The sequence below is a fragment of the Mycobacterium sp. genome (assembly GCF_036490025.1).
In the GTDB taxonomy this organism is placed as follows: domain Bacteria; phylum Actinomycetota; class Actinomycetes; order Mycobacteriales; family Mycobacteriaceae; genus Mycobacterium.
On sequence record NZ_DASXEP010000182.1, the window covers coordinates 1 to 16,254 of the forward strand.

Sequence of the window (16,254 nt, forward strand, 5' to 3'; positions counted from 1 at the left end):
ACGTAGCCATTGCGCCTAGAGGCCAGGTAAGCGGTGATCGAGGCGATCTCCTCGGGAAGCCCAGCGCGCCCGAGATCGCATGGCTGGTGGAAATTGTTGTCGATCCAAGTCATCACATCGTGCGGGTTGGACGCGTCGAGGCCGTCGGCGGCGAGGACGTCCTTGAGGTTTTCGGTGAAGCTCGCGGTCACAATGGTCCCCGGGCACACGCAGTTCACCAGAATCCCGTCCCCGGCAAGGCTTTTCGACAGGTTTTTGGTGACGCTGGCCAGTGCCGCCTTCGACGCGGTGTAGGCGACGATACGCGGATTCTGCCGCTGGATGGAATGCGCGGACAAGGTGACGATGCGGGCCCAGTCCGCGGCGCGCAGCATCGGCAGCGCAGCGCGAACAGAACGGACGCCCGACATGGTGCCCAGCGCGAACGCGGCGTCCCACTCGGCGTCGTCCATCTGCTCGAAGTACCCGTCACCTGGACCGATCGTGTGAACCAGGCTGTTCAGCCGCCCCCAGCGGTCGGCCACCTCGTTGAAGCCGCTCAGGATCGACGTGGCATCGGTCATGTCCACCCTGATCCCGACGGCGTCGGGTGCGCCGGCCGCTCGGAGCGCTTCGACCGCGGCGTCCAGAGCTGTTCTGCCCCGGGCCATCACGGCGACACTGGCCCCTTCGGCTGCCAGAGTTTGCGCGATCGCCAGCCCCATACCCTTACTGCCGCCAGTGACGACGGCTGTCGATCCGGCCAAACCCAGGTCCATTGCTGCTCCTTACAGTTAGTCGCGCGCGGCGATGTCAGCGATCGTTTCGGGCTTCACCCCAAGCCCGCGCAAGCAGAAACGGAGAACTCGTCGCCGAATGTCGGATCGGCCGCAATCTCCCGCGGCCCAGTGTCTTTCGGTAATCGCCCACACCACACCCTGAATTGAGGGTGCTTCGGTCATCGGATCAACGTCGTGGAACACGCCACGGCTTAGCCCGTCGTCCAGCTGGTCAATCAGCGGTTTGAGCATCTCTTCGTAGGCGGGCTGAATCAGCTCGGGCGCGGCGAACATCTGCGACTGCGCCTCCAACGACAGACGGCGCAGATCGGATTTGATGGTTTCGTCGAACGCCAAGTCAAGGCGACCGTCGATCCACGCCGCGACCGCCTCGACAGGGTTGCCGACCTGCGCCATTTTCCTTTGCAGCCTCCGCTTCTCGGCGCCGGCCATCTCGAGAAAGACCGCAGCCACTACCTGGTCCTTGGATTCGAAATGCCGGTAGAACGCACGGGTGCTCAACTCGGCGCGATCGAGGACGGCAGCGACGTTCAATCGCCGAACTCCCTGCTCGCGCAGCACTTCTGAGGCGGCCGTCACGATCGCGCGGCGCACGTCGGGGTTCGGGGCAAGCTTGCTTCGTCGCCGCGTACGTGGGCTCGTCATACGCTCACATCGTCACCACATCTGCCTGCATATGTGCGCCTTAACTGAGAACCGCATTTTCACTTAGGTCTCGATCACTATCACAGCGGCTCGTCGAAATTGTCAATGGCCGGCCCGAAATCGCCGGTTTCGGGTCTTCTGCGTCGAAGCAGAAGCCCGGGCTGTAAGAATCGCAAAGTCACGACCGTGGCAGCTGGCTCGCGGCGAGGAGGGTACGTGACAGATCTCGAGACAGGCAATGGTGTGACGGTCGTCCGGTTCGACAATCCGCCGGTGAATGCTCTCGACTTGGACTCGCTGGAGGTCATCATCGCCTCGATGCGAAGCGTCGAGGGACCGGTCGTCATCACCGGGGCCGGCCGGAGCTTCTCGGCAGGTGTCGACCTGCACCGCCTCATCGACGGCGGCGCCGACTATGCCGAGCGCTTCGTGGCCGCGCTGTCGGAGGCTTTTCTCGCGATCTTCGATCACCCGGCGCCGGTGGTCGCGGCGATCAACGGGCACGCGATTGCCGGCGGATGCGTACTGGCCATGTGCGCCGACGTGCGGCTGATGTCGGGTGGGACGATCGGTCTCACCGAACTGGCCGTCGGTGTGCCATTCCCGGTGGCCGCACTCGAGATATGTCGCGACGCCATGGGGATATCCGCAGCGCGTGCGGCGCTGCAGGCCAAGACAATCGACGCGGACACCGCATTGGTCCGCGGATGGATCGACGCGGTGGTTCCGAAGGACGAGTTGCTCACTCAGGCACTGGCGACCGCGGGTGAACTCGGTCAGTACTCCGCGGCCGCCTACGCAGACACCAAACGGCAGCTACACCGGCCGACTCGTGCCGCGATCGATGCCGGTGCCACAACGGATGCCAAGGTCCGGGCCAGCTGGATCTCGGAGGAAACCCGGGACCGCATCGACGGATTTCTCGAGTCCTTGAACCGCGGCCGCTGAGGTCGACGACTGTGAGCTTTTGGATCACCCGGACCACGCGGACGCTGAGTGAGGAAATACCCGCGCCACCAGATGAGGTCCGCGACTTCTACGTCGATCTCGACAACATCAAAGTCGTGCACCCTCTGGTGGTTTCGGTGCAAACCACAGAGCACCGCCAAACTCCTGATGGCTACCAGCAGACCTATCGAGTCCGCGACCGTATTCCATTCGGGCCGTTGGCGATCCGAATCAGCTACTGGGCGCGAGTGGAGGTCCCGACGCACGGAGACGTGATCACCGAAGCCCGTCAGTTCCCGGGGGTGCGGCTGAACGGGATCGTGGCATTTGAACCCATCGGCTCGGGGACCCGGCTGACCGAACGGCTGACGATCGCGGCCCCCCGCCCGCTCGCCGCGATGACCCACCGCGAAGGGGTCAACGCGCACATTGCGATGTTGGCCGGCATCCGCACCCACTTCGAACGCGGTTAGAGCCTCACCGCTCCGTCCACTCCGACGTCAACGCAAACTTCGACAGGTATTTCGTGGAGCTCCATCCACCGTCGACCACGATGGTTTGCCCGTTGATGAAACTGCCGCCCGGCGAACACAAAAACGCGACGGTGCTAGCCACATCCTCCACGGTCCCGAGTCGCTGGTGTGGGGTCATCTCGGTGTTGATCCGGCGAAACCTAGGGTCCTGCAGGCGGTCCTGGGTCATCGGCGTCTGGATCACGCCGGGAGCGACGGCGTTGCAGCGGATACCGTGCGCTCCGTATTGGCAGGCGATGTGGGTTGTCAGCGCTGTCAGACCTCCTTTGGCCGCGGAGTACGGGCCACCGCGGAGCCCACCCACGACGGCGAAGGTCGACGTGATGTTGATGATGGCCGAACCGGGTTGCATGTGCGGCAACACGTCTCGCGCCAGCCGGAACGGGGCCCGCAACATCACGTTGAGGAAGTGGTCGAGGGTTTCGTCGTCGGTTCCGTGCAGCGGCGTCGGGTTGCCCACCCCGGCGTTGTTGATCAGGAAGTCGATGCGGCTCCACCGCTCGACGGCGGCCGCGACGACGCGGGCGGGCCCATCGTCGCCGGTCAGATCGACCGCCACGGTCGCGACCCGGTCCGGATCACCGATCGCGGCCGCCAATTCGTCCAGCCGCTGTTGATTGCGGCCGGTGGCCAGCACGGCCATCCCCATCTCGGCCAGCTTGGTCGCACATCCGAATCCGATACCGCCGGTCGCGCCGGTCACGATCGCTACTTGCATCTCATCCGTCCGTCGTTGTCAGGGCCGCCTGGATCTGGTGCTTGAGCACCTTTCCGGCGTCGTTTCTCGGTAGCGCCTCCCAGATGACCACCTGCTCAGGCGCTTTGAAGGTGGCGACGCCGCGGGACTGCAGGAATTCGCGCAGGTTCGCCACGTCGGGTGGTGTTGGGCCGGCAGGGACGATGACAGCGCACGCTCGTTCTCCGGTGCGGACGTCGGGCAGCCCGACGATGGCGATCTCCGCGACACCGGGATGGCCGATGAGAATATCCTCGATCTCTTTAGGGGCGATGTTCTCGCCGTTGCGGATGATCAGATCTTTGGCTCGCCCGGTGACGACCAGGTAGTCGCCGTCGACCCAGCGGGCCAGGTCGCCGGTGCGGAAATACCCGTCGACATCGAACGATTCGGCTTCGTCCTCAGGGTGCAGGTAGCCGACCAGCATCTGCGGGCCGCGGGCATGAATCTCACCACTGGGGTCGTGCAGGGAGATTCGCGCGAATCCGGCCCGTCCGTCGGTGTCCGCGGCGTGGTCGGGGTCGAACAGGGCACCGACTGTCGTCACCGGAACTTCTGTCGAACCATACACACGGGTGACGACGGCCCGCTCGAAATAGCCAGCCGCCCTGCGTATCAATGACGGGGACACCGATGCCCCACCGCAGACGAACAGCGTCAGCTCCGGCAACCGGGTGCCCGCGCGCTCCGACGACGCGAGCAGTTGCTCGAGGAACGGCGTCGCCCCGGCAAGGTGAGTGCAGCGAGTGTCCTGGATCAACTCGACCGCCTCATCGGCATTCCATCGGTCCATCAGCACGGCGGATGTGCCCAGCAGTAGCGGACATTCGAACGCGTAGATGGAGCCACCGATATGTGCGATGGGCGACGGAACGAGGAACCGGTCGCCGGGCTGCACCTGCCAGTGGCCACGGAGTTGGCAGATCAGAGCATGCATCGAGTTATGACTGTGCAGAACGCCTTTGGGTCGGCCGGTTGTCCCCGACGTGTAGAGGATCATCCGCACCGCATCGGGATCCAGCCTCGGGAACCCGGTCGCGGCAGGCCGGCGCTGCAGCAACGACAGGTAAGACGTGTGGGCAGCCTGATCGCGCACGGCCACGACTTCGGGAGGCGTCTCCAGCTGGGCGACCACCCGCGAGAGCATCGACGCGTAATCCTGGCGTCCGAAAGCCGAAGGCACGAATATCATTCGGGTGTCCGCGTCCCGGAGAATGAAAAGCAGTTCGCGATCCCGCAGTGAGGGCAGGATGGGGTTCACTACCATCCCGGCCATCGTCGCCGCCAGGTAAATGACCGCAGCCTCATGCCAATTAGGCAGCATGAACGATACGACGCTGCCGGCCGGCATCCGCTCCAGCAACGTCTGCGCCAGTGCCGTCGCCTGGTCGTAGAGGCTTTGACAGTCCAGGCGACAGTCGCCGTCGATCAGGACCACTCGCTGCGGCGTGCGCCGTGCGGCGTCGGCCAGCGAATCGGCCAGGGTGTCGCGCACCCACCACCGGTGGGCATAGGCTTCGGCGGCCCGCTCGTCGTCCCAGCGGACCGTCCGTCCACCGATCAGTTTGGTGTTCGACATCGCCGAATGTGAGATTAGCCGCGGACCCGTCGCATCGTCATCGAGTGACGGAAACGGGACGCCGGGTGCGTATTGATGGTCAGCTGGGCAACTTCGCCATCCGAGGTCGCGTAGGTGCGGTGCACTTCGAGCGCCGGGCTGCCGGCCTCGACGCTGAGTTGGGCGGCCAGCGTCGAAGAGATCAGCACCGCCGCGATCTCCTGGCGAACCTCGACGATGCTCAACCCGAAGATGTCTTCGATCAGCGGAAATATCGGGCCGGTGTGACGCGGCAGCAGCCGGCCGACCCCGGCGAATGCCCGGTTGATGTAGTACTCGGTGCGGCAGACCGGAAACTCTGCACCATCCATCCGGCGAAAACCTTTGACGGCCAGCCATTCTTCACCACCGCTGAGCCCGGTGCGGCTGGCCAGCTCGTCGTCGATCAGGACCATCCCGGTGGACTCGATCGCGAATTGGGCCCCGGTGGCGAAGGCCAGCAGGTCGTTGATCGAGACGACGTCCTGGACGTAGGAGTCCGAGGCCGGACGCGGAACGACGAGCGTGCCGGCCCGTGGCCGCGACGCGACGAGGTTGTCGTCACGCAGACGCCGCAGCGCCTCCCGCACGGTGTACCGGCTGACCGAAAAGCGTTCGCACAGCTGATGTTCGGTGGGCAGCTGTGAGCCCACCGGGTACACCCCGTCGACAATCTCCTTCCGTAACGTGCGCGCCACCTGCAGGTAGCGGTGATCGGTTGGTTGGGTGTCAGCCATCGCGGTGTTCCCGCCGGAATGCCAGCACGCTGCCGTCCGCGTCGGCCGAAACGTACAGGGTGCCGTCGGACGCCGCGGCAATGCCGGCGAACGGCCCTTGCGGTCCGGAGAACGGCGGCATTCCCTTCAGCGGCTTGGGAACCACACCGGGCGCGGCGCCGAGTGGCAACCCGGCGGCGATGGTGCGCCGGGTCGAGTCCTCCAGATCCAAGGCGACCAGTGCCCTGGCGCCGGCGTCGACGATAAACAATTGTCGGCCGTCAACCAAAATGCCTTGCGGACGGCCTAATTCGGCTACGACGGGGTGGGCGCCGGATCCGGTGAGCTTGACCACCCGGCCGGCGCCGGCTTCCGACACCAGCCAACCGCCGTCCGGTGCGATCGCCACCCCGATCGGGTCATTCAACCCGGAGGCGATCACCTCCACCCGTCCGCTCTGGATGGAGAGCACACGCCCGGTCCCGAGTTCGGCTGCCGCGACCCTACCGTCGTCGGCGATCGCCACCCCGTAGAGCTGGTCGAATCCGTCGGCCAGCACATCGCTTTCGCCGCTGGCCGGCCGGTAACGCGACACCTGCCCACCGGAGGTGGTGACGACGAACTCACCCGGTCCGGCCGGAGCCACACCGCGCACGAACCCCGGGTAGCCCGCGGTGAACAGCATGCCCACGGTCTGCAGGGTGTGATCGGGAAGCAGGACGTAAAAGTAGGTGCCGTCGGCGATGTACAGGTTGCCGTCCGAGCCGACGGCCAGATCCAGCGGCCAGTTCAACCCGCCGGCCAACACGGTCCGGGTCGCGCGGCCGGCGAGGATCTCGGTGATCTCTCCGGTGAAGTTCGAAACGAACAGCCGATCTCCCACAAAGGTCAGGTTGTCCAGGCCGGGGTTGAGGTCGGCGAGCACCGTCTGCTCGCCGTTGCGAGGATCGATGCGCAGCACCTGGCCGCTGTGTACCTGCGTCGAGACAATGCGCCCGGCCGAGTCGAACTTCACCGAATCGGGCACGCCCAGACCGGCGGCGACCGTTTCGGCTACACCACCGTCGAGGTCGACGCGCCAGATTTCGTTGGCGCCCATCACCGGGAAGTACAGCAAGCCGTCGGGGCCGACCTCCATCGCGTTGGGCGACGGAACATTGTCCAGCAGCACCCGCGGCTCGCCACCATCGAGATCGAGCTCGAGAAGCCTTCCGCCGTCCCGGCATTCGCCGATGAACAGCCGGCCCTGGTGGACCGTAATACCGTTCGCGGACGGGACATCCCCGCGCAGCACCCGGGTATGGCCGCCGGCGTCGCGCACGCTGACCCGACCGTCCATCACCTCGGTGGCAATAAGCTCGCCGCGCGGACCGAAGGCCACATCGTCCGGCGCGATGATGTCGCCGCCCTTGGGGCTGATGGTCTCCAACTGCCCGTTGCCGATATCCAGCGCGCTGACCTGGCTGCCGGTCACCTGGGCGATGTAGATTCGGCCATCCGGACCGGTTCGCAGTCCGTTGGCGCCGAACAGCCGACTGGGCGGGGTGAGTCGCTCCATGCGCCAGTCGCCGGCGAGGGTCGGTGATACCCCTGCGCCGGAGCGACCATCTTGCAGCAACATCGGTGATGACTCCCGGGGCCGTTGTTTCGCGGCGGTTCCAGCCGGTCACGTTAGCAACCGAGCTTGGTCCAGACAATAGGTAGAGAGGCCTCGGTGCAGGCCACTTGACGCTCAGCCATTTGCAGAGAATCATATTCTCAATTATGCGCATCTTGCTATCTTGTCCGGACAAACACCGGATGAATCTTCGCAGTGGTCGATAACCCGATCGGTCTCGAACGTCGCGTGGTCGTGGTGGCCGGCGCGGCGGGCGGCGGTATCGGCACCACCGTGACCCGCATGGTCGCCGAGGCGGGCGCGACGGTCATCGCGGTGAGCCGGTCCAAAGAAAACCTCGACGACCACATCGCGCCGCTGATCGAGCGCGGACTGTCGATCGTGCCGGTCGCCGCCGACGTCGCAACCGAGGACGGCGTTGCCGCCGCCATCGAGCCGGCGCTGCACGCCGACGGCGAACTGCACGGGCTGGTCAATGTGGCCGGGGGCGCCGCGCCGGAAACCTGGATGCCGTCCACCCGGGTGACCCGCAACGATTGGCGCGACTTGTTCACCCAGAACCTGGAAACCGCGTTTTTCATGAGCCAGGCGGTAGCCGCAGAACTCAAGGCAAGCAAACGGCACGGGTCGATCGTGTCGATCTCCTCGATCAGCGGGATGAATACCGCGCCGTTCCACATCGCCTACGGGACGGCCAAGGCGGCGGTCGCGGCGATGACCCGCACCATGGCCGTCGAACTGGCCGCCGACGAAATACGGGTAAACGCCGTGGCGCCCGGGGTAACCGCGACACCGGCCTCGCTCACCTACGTCGGCGAGGACGCCGAGCGCGATCGCCGTGCCATCGCGATGGGCCGGCGCGGCCGACCCGAGGAGATCGCCGGCGCCATCCTGTTCCTGTTGTCCGACCTGTCCAGCTACATCACCGGCCAGACCCTCCTGGTGGACGGTGGCCTGGACCTCAAATGGACGCACCTGGACGCCGACAACACCTCGCTCTTCCTCAAGGACGACTCCTTCCGAGCAGCGATCAGGAGCACCTGATGACCAACACCGAAGTCGAAGCGGCCGAACAGCTTTCCGCGCCGGCGACGATAGGCGTCGAGGCCTATCTGTCCGAGGCCTACGCCCGGGCCGAGCGCGACAAGCTGTGGCGCAAAGTGTGGCAGCAAGTCGGCCGGGTCGAAGACCTGCCGAAAACCGGCAGCTTCCTGACATACCAGATCCTCGACGACTCCGTCGTCGTCGTGCGTACCGGTCCGGACACCCTGAAAGCGCACCACAACGTATGTGTACACCGCGGCCGGCGCCTGGTAGATGTCCCGGACCGCGCGAAAAGCGCATGCGGGCACAAGAAGTCGTTTGTGTGCGGGTTCCACGGCTGGACCTACGACCTGGACGGCAGCTGCACGCACATCCCCGAACAGCAGGACTGGCAAGGCTCACTGACACCGCAGAACACCCACCTGGCCCCGGTTCACGTCGACACCTGGGGCGGCTGGATCTGGATCAACCTGGATTCCGACTGCGAACCGCTGCGTGACTATCTCGAGCCGGCCGCGACCATGCTCGATCCGTTCGGTTTGCAGAACATGCGGTGCAAATGGCGTAAGTGGCTGCATTTCCAATGCAATTGGAAGGTGGCGATGGAGGCGTTCAATGAGACCTACCACGTCGCCACTACGCACCCACAGTTCAACAAGTTCAGTACGTTCCGCGGCTGGGCAAAGGCGCAAGGAAAGCACAGCAACATCGGTTACGACGCGCCCAAAGACCTCACGGAGACCAAGTCGAAGATCCGGCTCGGCTCGGGAGACCCGCGGATCTCGACGGCGGAGATGCAGGTCTACACGCTGGAAGAAACCAACGCCACCACCACGAAAACTTTGGTGGACGCCGCGCGACGACTGGTCGATGAACTCCCGGAGGACACCCCGGCCGACCAGGTGCTCAGTCATTGGCTTTCCGCGGCCCGAAGCGACGATGCTGCCCGCGGCGTGATCTGGCCGATCATCGATCCCGAGCACTTGGCCAAAAGCGGTACCGCCTGGCAGATCTTTCCGAACTTCCAAATCGGCCAGGGTTTGACGACGGCGCTGTGCTACAGCGCGCGGCCCAACGGCTACGACCCCAACAGCTGCATCTTCGAAGCGTCCTGCTACGAGCTGTACCCCGAGGGCAAAGAGCCGCAGACCGCATGGGTGCACATGGAGGCCGACGATCCCAACTGGCGCACCGTGTTCCCACAGGACTTCTCGAATATGGCCGCCGTACAGCAAGGCATGAAATCGCTTGGTTTCCAAGGCACCAAGCCCAACCCCTACATGGAACGCAGCACCGTCAACCTGCACCGCAACCTCGCCGAATACATGGGCACCGGTGCGCCGCGCGAACTGGCAAAGGATTAGAAGGAGTCGCCAACAATGAAAGTCAACCTCGGTTTCGGGTCGCACAACTCGCACGACTGGGACCGCGTCCTGGCCGGCGATTTCAGCCAGCCGCCCGCAACACCGGACTGGGAATGTGTGCAGGGCACGCTCGCGATAGCGGATCTGGCCGAACCGCTCGGGTTCGACGGCATCTGGATGCCCGAGCACTGCGGGACGCCGTACGGCATGACGCCCAACCCGATTCAGGCGCTGAGTTACTTCGCCGGACGCACCGAACGGGTCGGCCTGGGGACCTTCGTTGCCGTGGCGCCGTGGTGGCACCCGATCCGGCTGGCACACCAAATCGCGTACCTCGACATCATTTCCAAAGGTCGATACACCACGATCGGGATCGGCCGCGGGGTGTCGAAGGGCGAGTTCGACGCCGTCGGGATACCGCGGGAGGAAAGCAGGCAGCGGTTCAACGAGACACTGGACATCTTGGAGCTCGCCTTTTCCGGCGAGCGGTTCTGCTATGACGGGGAGATCTTCAAGGTTCCGGAAATGTCGCTTCGCCCGGAGCCGCTGAGCCGCGATCTGTTCTCGCGCATCTACAGCTCATCGTCGACCGCCGAGTCGCTGGAGATCCTCGCCCGGCGCGGAATGGTGCCACTGTTCGTCGGCAACAAGCCGATCGAGGAGGCCGGCCGGGAAGTGCAGAAGGTGAACACCTTCCGTCAGGAGGAGGGACTGGCGCCGTGTCAGCCAAAGAACGTCATGTTCATGTATTGCACCCCTGACGCCGACGGCGCCGCCAAGAGTGAGGAGTGGATCTGGACGGCCAACCGCGATGTCACCGTGCACTACGGATTCGCCGATGCCTCCAATTTCCAAGGCGTCAAGGGCTACGAGGCCTACGCGGCCAGGGAAGCCACCGCGACGGCCGTGCTGGCGTCCGCGGTGACCGGCGACCAGAAGGGTAAGCCGAAGACCGCCGGATACCACGCGTCGAACCTCTTGATCGGCACGCCGGAGGAGATCTTCAACCGGATCAAGGCTGCCCAGGAAGCCTGCTCGTTCGAGGAGCTCACCATTGTCCCGCAGTTCGGCACCATGCCGTATGAGGAGGCAATGGCCAGCACCGAACTGTTCGCCAAAGAGGTGCTGCCTGCGACGCACAAAATGGCGGCGCCGCTGCACCGCGCCGCGCTGCCGGAGAACGCGCTGGCATGACGCGCCGTCGACGATGCAGAGCGAAGTGATGAGGAGGAGCGGCGCCATATGACGCGCCGTCGACGATGCAGAGCGAAGCGATGAGGAGGAGCGGCGCCATATGACGGACTGCGAGCAGCCGACGCAAACACCCGACGACGTCGATATCGCGGCCCTGCGGGAGAAGTATCGGCAAGAGCGTGAAAAGCGGTTGCGCTCCGAGGGTTCCAAGCAATACGTGGAGGTCGAGGACGACTTCGCCGGGTACTACGAAACCGACCCGCACTCTCCGCCGCTCGTGCGCACCCCGATCGACGAGGACATCGACGTCGCGGTCGTCGGCGGTGGCTTCGCCGGGCTGCTGTGCGCCGCGCACCTGAAGAAGGCCGGCGTCGAGGACGTCCGGATCATCGAGCTGGGCGGCGACTTCGGCGGCGTGTGGTACTGGAACCGCTACCCGGGGATTCAGTGCGACAACGAATCCTATTGCTACATACCGCTACTCGAAGAGCTCGACTTCATGCCGAGCAGGAAATTCGCCGACGGCTCGGAGATCTATGAGCACTGCCGGCAAATCGGAAAGCATTTCGGCCTTTACGATTCCGCAATCCTGTCCACCCAGGTAGAGGACCTGCGGTGGGATGACGTGATCAAGCGCTGGCGGATCAGCACAGACCGCGACGACGACATCCGGGCGCGGTTTGTGGTCATGGCGTCCGGGCCGTTCCACCGCCCCAAACTGCCGGGTATACCCGGCATCAAGGACTTCAAAGGGCACAGCTTCCACACATCCCGCTGGGACTACTCCTACACCGGCGGGGACAGCAACGGCGGGCTGGACAAGCTGGCCGACAAGCGGGTCGCACTAGTCGGGACCGGCGCGACCGGTATTCAGGTAACACCATTCATCGCACGTCATGCCAAGCACCTCTATGTCTTTCAGCGCACCCCGTCGACTGTCGACGTCCGGAACAACACCCCGACCGATCCCGAATGGGTGAAATCGCTGCAACCGGGCTGGCAGAAGGAACGGCAGCGCAACTTTCACTCGTGGACATTCGAAGGGATGGCGCTGGGCCAGCCTGACCTGGTCTGTGACTTCTGGACTGAACTCGGCCGCAACACTGCCGCGCGAGTACTCGCGCTGGAGGATCCTGCGGCGCTGAGCCCGGAGCAATTCATGGCCATCCGCGAGGAAGAAGACTACAAAGTCATGGAGCGGCTACGCCGCCGCGTCGAAAGCATCGTGGAGGACGAGGGCACGGCTGAGACCCTCAAGCCGTATTACCGGTTCCTTTGCAAGCGACCATGTTCCAACGACGATTACCTGGCGACGTTCAACCGGCCCAATGTCTCGCTGATCGATGTCTCTGCGACCAAGGGTGTGCAGCGGGCGACCGAAAAGGGCCTTTTCGCCAACGATGTCGAATATGAAGTCGACTGCATCATCTATGCCAGCGGATTCGAAATCACCACCGAACTCAGCCGCCGATACTCCATCGACGCGATCGAAGGCCGCGACGAACTCGCACTTTTCGATTACTGGGCCGACGGTTACCAGACCTTGCACGGGATGACCAGCCACGGTTTTCCCAACCAGTTCTTCACCGGCTTCACCCAGGTGGGTATCTCGGCCAACATCGCCGCCAACTACGAGCTACAGGGCGAGCACATCGCCTACATCATTGCCGAGGCGATGGCGCGTGGTGCGACAACCGTTGAACCCAGCCAGCACGCCCAGGACGACTGGTGTAACACCATCAAAGAAAGTGCCATCGACAACTCCGCGTTCGATTCCCAGTGCACGCCAGGCTATTACAACAACGAAGGCGGTGGCGGGGGAGAAGGCATCCGGTCACACCTCGGTGAGCCGTACGGGCCGGGCTTCTACGCGTTCGGGGATTTGTTGGCCGAATGGCGGGACAAAGGCGATATGGACGGGCTAGTGCTGGGACATGAATGACTGAACTGAGGTTCGACGATCGGGTCGCCGTGGTCACCGGCGCGGGCCGGGGACTCGGCCGTTCCTATGCGCTGCTGCTGGCATCGCGGGGAGCCAAAGTCGTCGTCAACGACACCGGCACCAGCCTGACCGGGGACGGCGCCGATACCGGGCCGGCCGACGAAGTGGTGCGCGAGATCCGCGCCGCCGGCGGGCACGCGGTCGCCTGCACCGAGTCGGTCGCGACAGCCGCCGGCGGCAAGGCGATCATCCAGGCGGCGCTCGACCACTACGGCACCATCGACGTCCTCGTCCACAACGCCGGAACAGTGCGCCGCGCATCCTTGACGGAGATGAGCTACGACGACTTCGACGCAGTGCTCGATGTTCACCTGCGCGGCGCGTTCCACGTCGTACGCCCGGCATTCCCGTTTATGCGCGCCAACCATTACGGACGAATCGTCCTGACGTCGTCGATCGGTGGCCTCTACGGCAACCATGACGTCGCCAACTATGCCGCGGCCAAGGCGGGCGTCATCGGGTTGTCCAACGTCGTTGCGCTCGAAGGTGCCGCCGAGGACGTGAAGTGCAACGTCGTCGTTCCGTCGGCGGTGACCAGAATGGCTGAGGGACTGGATACTTCGGCCTATCCGCCGATGTGCCCTGACCAGGTCGCGCCGGTGGTGGGCTGGCTGGCGCACCAATCCTGTTCGATCACCGGGGAGATCCTGGTAGCGGTCGCCGGCCGGGTGGCCAAGGTCGTGGTCGCCGAATCGCCGGGAGTATTTCGTCCGTCATGGTCGATCGAGCAGGTCGGTGAGAACCTGGATGACGTCCGGGATATCAATGCGCCCTTGGTGTTTCCTGTCGTGCCCGACGGGCATGCTGAACACCTGCGGTACAGCTTCGCTATGGCCGAGCGGGAAGGGGACCGCGATGGTCAACGGCGCTGAATCCAATTCGAACCGGTACTCCGGCCCACTGGCCGGGGTTCGGGTGGTCGACCTCACTGCGATGGTGATGGGCCCGTACTGCACCCAGATCATGGCCGACATGGGCGCCGACGTGATCAAGATCGAGTCACCGGAAGGTGATGACACCCGCTATATTTCGGTCGGACCGACAGCCGGGATGAGCGGTGTGTTCGTCAACGTGAACCGGGGTAAGCGCAGCGTCGTGTTGGACTTGCGCTCCGATGCCGGCAAGGCTGCGCTGCGGTCGCTGATCGAGACGGCCGACGTGTTCATTCACTCGATGCGCGCCAAGGCGGTTGCCCGACTGGGCTTCAGCTACGACGAGGTGGCCGCGATCAACCCGGCGATTGTCTACACCAACTGCTACGGATACGGCCACCGCGGACCTCACCGCGATTTGCCCGCCTACGACGACACGATTCAGGCCGAGTGCGGACTGCCCGCCGTTCAGGAACTGCTGACCGGCGAAGCCAACTACGTGGGCACCATCATGGCCGACAAGGTCGCCGGCCTGACCGCGCTGTACGCCACGACGATGGCGCTGTTCCACCGCGAACGAACCGGCGAAGGTCAAGAAGTTGAGGTCGCGATGTTCGAAACCATGGCATCGTTCATGTTGGTCGAGCATGCCAACGGCGCCATGTTCGACCCCCCGTTGGGGCCGGCGATCTACCCACGGACCGTCGCGCCCAATCGCCGGCCGTACCGCACCAGCGACGGCTTCATCGCCGCATTGATCTACAACGACAGGCATTGGTCGGCCTTTGTCAAAGCCGTGCAACCCCCGTGGGCGAGCGACCGGTATTCCACGCTCGAGCGGCGAGCGCCTCAGATCGACACGGTGTATGCCCTGGTCGCAGAGACGCTCAAGGAGCGAACGACCAACGAGTGGTTGACGCTGTTTCGCCAACTGGAGATCCCCGCGGCCCCGCTGCAGACACCTGCCGAGCTGTTCGACAATCCCCACCTGAACGAGGTCGGATTTTTCGAGACACTGAACACTCCAGACGGGCCGGTGCGCTTCCCCGGTGTGCCCACCTGGTTCTCCCGGACCGCGGGGCGAGTGGCCGGCCCTGCTCCGCAATTGGGTGCCGACACCGCGGAGGTGCTCGAAGAACTGGGGATGGGCACCGACGCCGAGGCAGCATGTGCCCCCTCGGGTGAGTAACTACGATACCGTTTCTATACATGCTTGAGTTTGAGTTTTACGCCGCCAAGAGCGCGGCAAACCTGGTCAAGCACGGCATCGACTTCGCTGCGGCGCAGTCCATTTGGATCATCTCGGTGCGCCGCTCACGGGAAAGCGAGGTGGCGATCTATGAAGGCTAAAGAGTTCGACGAAAGGTTCGACGCCGGCGAGGACATGGCCGCCGCTTTGGATACGGCACGGGCGCGCCGGCCCGGCGAGGAAGACCGGCGCGTTAACGTCGACTTCCCGGCATGGATGGTCGTTGAACTGGACCGCGAGGCCACCCGTCTCGGAGTCACCCGCCAGTCGCTCATCAAGGTGTGGATCGCCGAAAAGCTGGACAACGGCGACCACACCGCAGCCTGATTGCATCCGAACGCAATCGGCACGGGCTGCGCACTTGAAAAATCAGCCCCGCTGTCGCGGCGAGGCCCGTTCCCACCAGTCGATGGTTTCACCGTCGGTGGTCATCCCATCGAGGAGGTGAGCAATCATCTCGATGTGCGCTCCACCGCCTGACCAGCAGAACTTCCACAGCTCACGGGCTGCCCGATGGTAGTGGTGGATCGTCTCGTCGACGGTGAAGGCGTCGATCTCGCCGGCGCGGTAGCGGTCGATCGCTACCGCAATGTGTCCGATGAGCTCACCCAACCTCGCCTCGTGGTAGCCGGCCACGGCTTCCCTCGCGGCCCGGCGTTCGGCCTTCGTTCCCATGGCGAGACGATACCCACCATCGGCACCGTCTCCACGCGCTGATCAGCGGTCGTGGCTGGCGCTCTGTGTCGAGCCATCAGTAAGCGCGTGACCCGTAGACGTCACTGCCCAGCCGAGACAAGATTCGATCACTCCGGCAAGACAGCATTCGGCTTTTGAGTCGAATTGCTTTGTGCATCAACCTGCTACGGGGCAGGTGAATATTTCGGTTGCCGCCGCGTCGTGTCTGCCGCTGATGCGCTGTGCGCGCACCTAAACTGACGCCTGCATCAGCACAGGGAG

17 protein-coding genes are annotated in these 16,254 nt (G+C 64.4%); 10 read left to right on the forward strand and 7 right to left on the reverse strand.

Annotated features, from left to right (window positions below):
• Window positions 1–758, reverse strand: a 758-nt coding sequence (locus VGG53_RS21535; protein WP_331520145.1) for an SDR family NAD(P)-dependent oxidoreductase, incomplete at its 3' end; no start/stop codon positions are given.
• 15 nt (window positions 759–773) lie between these two features.
• Window positions 774–1,424: a TetR/AcrR family transcriptional regulator gene (locus tag VGG53_RS21540; RefSeq protein ID WP_331520146.1), complete on the reverse strand. Its 651-nt coding sequence runs from the start codon at window positions 1,422–1,424 to the stop codon at window positions 774–776.
• A gap of 216 nt (window positions 1,425–1,640) precedes the next feature.
• Here VGG53_RS21540 and VGG53_RS21545 point away from each other — a divergent pair, with 216 nt between their 5' ends.
• Both VGG53_RS21545 and VGG53_RS21550 read left to right on the forward strand, forming a co-directional pair.
• Complete coding sequence (locus VGG53_RS21545) at window positions 1,641–2,372, forward strand: enoyl-CoA hydratase/isomerase family protein (protein ID WP_331520147.1); 732 nt, start codon at window positions 1,641–1,643, stop codon at window positions 2,370–2,372.
• An 11-nt stretch (window positions 2,373–2,383) separates the two neighbouring features.
• Complete coding sequence (locus VGG53_RS21550; RefSeq protein WP_331520148.1) at window positions 2,384–2,845, forward strand: SRPBCC family protein; 462 nt, start codon at window positions 2,384–2,386, stop codon at window positions 2,843–2,845.
• Between the two features lie 4 nt (window positions 2,846–2,849).
• Here VGG53_RS21550 and VGG53_RS21555 read toward each other — a convergent pair whose 3' ends face one another.
• Genes VGG53_RS21555 through VGG53_RS21570 form a run of 4 tightly spaced genes read right to left on the reverse strand, consistent with a single transcriptional unit; the run spans window position 2,850 to window position 7,575 of the window.
• Complete coding sequence (locus tag VGG53_RS21555) at window positions 2,850–3,623, reverse strand: SDR family oxidoreductase (RefSeq protein WP_331520149.1); 774 nt, start codon at window positions 3,621–3,623, stop codon at window positions 2,850–2,852.
• Window position 3,624: 1 nt separating this feature from the next.
• On the reverse strand, window positions 3,625–5,220 hold the full coding sequence (locus tag VGG53_RS21560; protein WP_331520150.1) for an AMP-binding protein: 1,596 nt from the start codon (window positions 5,218–5,220) through the stop codon (window positions 3,625–3,627).
• A gap of 14 nt (window positions 5,221–5,234) precedes the next feature.
• A complete protein-coding gene (locus VGG53_RS21565) occupies window positions 5,235–5,975 on the reverse strand; it encodes a GntR family transcriptional regulator (protein ID WP_331520151.1) in 741 nt (246 codons plus the stop codon).
• Window positions 5,968–7,575 carry an SMP-30/gluconolactonase/LRE family protein gene (locus VGG53_RS21570; RefSeq protein WP_331520152.1) on the reverse strand — a complete coding sequence of 536 codons (1,608 nt, stop codon included), beginning with the start codon at window positions 7,573–7,575 and terminating at the stop codon, window positions 5,968–5,970. The genes VGG53_RS21565 and VGG53_RS21570 overlap by 8 nt, the downstream gene beginning before the upstream one ends.
• Before the next feature lie 192 nt (window positions 7,576–7,767).
• Between VGG53_RS21570 and VGG53_RS21575 the strand changes: the two genes are divergently transcribed.
• From VGG53_RS21575 to brnA, 8 genes are all read left to right on the forward strand, one after another.
• A complete protein-coding gene (locus tag VGG53_RS21575) occupies window positions 7,768–8,616 on the forward strand; it encodes an SDR family oxidoreductase (RefSeq protein WP_331520153.1) in 849 nt (282 codons plus the stop codon).
• A complete protein-coding gene (locus VGG53_RS21580; protein ID WP_331520154.1) occupies window positions 8,616–9,980 on the forward strand; it encodes an aromatic ring-hydroxylating dioxygenase subunit alpha in 1,365 nt (454 codons plus the stop codon). The genes VGG53_RS21575 and VGG53_RS21580 overlap by 1 nt, the downstream gene beginning before the upstream one ends.
• Before the next feature lie 15 nt (window positions 9,981–9,995).
• Window positions 9,996–11,174, forward strand: coding sequence for an LLM class flavin-dependent oxidoreductase (locus tag VGG53_RS21585; protein WP_331520155.1), 1,179 nt, complete (start codon window positions 9,996–9,998; stop codon window positions 11,172–11,174).
• Window positions 11,175–11,274: 100 nt separating this feature from the next.
• A complete protein-coding gene (locus VGG53_RS21590) occupies window positions 11,275–13,116 on the forward strand; it encodes an NAD(P)/FAD-dependent oxidoreductase (protein ID WP_331520156.1) in 1,842 nt (613 codons plus the stop codon).
• The gene (locus VGG53_RS21595) at window positions 13,113–14,048 is read left to right on the forward strand and encodes an SDR family NAD(P)-dependent oxidoreductase (protein WP_331520157.1); all 936 of its coding nucleotides are present in this window, start codon (window positions 13,113–13,115) and stop codon (window positions 14,046–14,048) included. Before VGG53_RS21590 ends, VGG53_RS21595 begins: the two co-directional genes overlap by 4 nt.
• Window positions 14,032–15,237 (forward strand): CoA transferase, encoded by a 1,206-nt coding sequence (locus VGG53_RS21600; RefSeq protein ID WP_331520158.1) that lies wholly within the window; start codon window positions 14,032–14,034, stop codon window positions 15,235–15,237. Before VGG53_RS21595 ends, VGG53_RS21600 begins: the two co-directional genes overlap by 17 nt.
• Window positions 15,238–15,257: 20 nt before the next feature.
• Window positions 15,258–15,398: a hypothetical protein gene (locus tag VGG53_RS21605; RefSeq protein WP_331520159.1), complete on the forward strand. Its 141-nt coding sequence runs from the start codon at window positions 15,258–15,260 to the stop codon at window positions 15,396–15,398.
• On the forward strand, window positions 15,388–15,624 hold the full coding sequence (gene brnA / locus VGG53_RS21610; protein WP_331520160.1) for a type II toxin-antitoxin system BrnA family antitoxin: 237 nt from the start codon (window positions 15,388–15,390) through the stop codon (window positions 15,622–15,624). Before VGG53_RS21605 ends, brnA begins: the two co-directional genes overlap by 11 nt.
• A 42-nt stretch (window positions 15,625–15,666) precedes the next feature.
• Here the strand turns inward: brnA and VGG53_RS21615 are convergent, their stop codons facing one another.
• The gene (locus VGG53_RS21615) at window positions 15,667–15,972 is read right to left on the reverse strand and encodes a hypothetical protein (protein ID WP_331520161.1); all 306 of its coding nucleotides are present in this window, start codon (window positions 15,970–15,972) and stop codon (window positions 15,667–15,669) included.
• Window positions 15,973–16,254: the final 282 nt, after the last annotated feature.

What these genes read in the sequence shown, in the direction of transcription:
- VGG53_RS21570 (WP_331520152.1), bottom strand. Translation starts at nt 7,575, where the DNA reads ATGTTGCTGCAAGATGGTCGCTCCGGCGCAGGGGTATCACCGACCCTC.
- VGG53_RS21565 (WP_331520151.1), bottom strand. Translation starts at nt 5,975, where the DNA reads ATGGCTGACACCCAACCAACCGATCACCGCTACCTGCAGGTGGCGCGC.
- VGG53_RS21560 (WP_331520150.1), bottom strand. Translation starts at nt 5,220, where the DNA reads ATGTCGAACACCAAACTGATCGGTGGACGGACGGTCCGCTGGGACGAC.
- VGG53_RS21595 (WP_331520157.1), top strand. Translation starts at nt 13,113, where the DNA reads ATGACTGAACTGAGGTTCGACGATCGGGTCGCCGTGGTCACCGGCGCG.
- VGG53_RS21590 (WP_331520156.1), top strand. Translation starts at nt 11,275, where the DNA reads ATGACGGACTGCGAGCAGCCGACGCAAACACCCGACGACGTCGATATC.
- VGG53_RS21600 (WP_331520158.1), top strand. Translation starts at nt 14,032, where the DNA reads ATGGTCAACGGCGCTGAATCCAATTCGAACCGGTACTCCGGCCCACTG.
- VGG53_RS21555 (WP_331520149.1), bottom strand. Translation starts at nt 3,623, where the DNA reads ATGCAAGTAGCGATCGTGACCGGCGCGACCGGCGGTATCGGATTCGGA.
- VGG53_RS21615 (WP_331520161.1), bottom strand. Translation starts at nt 15,972, where the DNA reads ATGGGAACGAAGGCCGAACGCCGGGCCGCGAGGGAAGCCGTGGCCGGC.
- VGG53_RS21585 (WP_331520155.1), top strand. Translation starts at nt 9,996, where the DNA reads ATGAAAGTCAACCTCGGTTTCGGGTCGCACAACTCGCACGACTGGGAC.
- brnA (WP_331520160.1), top strand. Translation starts at nt 15,388, where the DNA reads ATGAAGGCTAAAGAGTTCGACGAAAGGTTCGACGCCGGCGAGGACATG.
- VGG53_RS21605 (WP_331520159.1), top strand. Translation starts at nt 15,258, where the DNA reads ATGCTTGAGTTTGAGTTTTACGCCGCCAAGAGCGCGGCAAACCTGGTC.
- VGG53_RS21540 (WP_331520146.1), bottom strand. Translation starts at nt 1,424, where the DNA reads ATGACGAGCCCACGTACGCGGCGACGAAGCAAGCTTGCCCCGAACCCC.
- VGG53_RS21580 (WP_331520154.1), top strand. Translation starts at nt 8,616, where the DNA reads ATGACCAACACCGAAGTCGAAGCGGCCGAACAGCTTTCCGCGCCGGCG.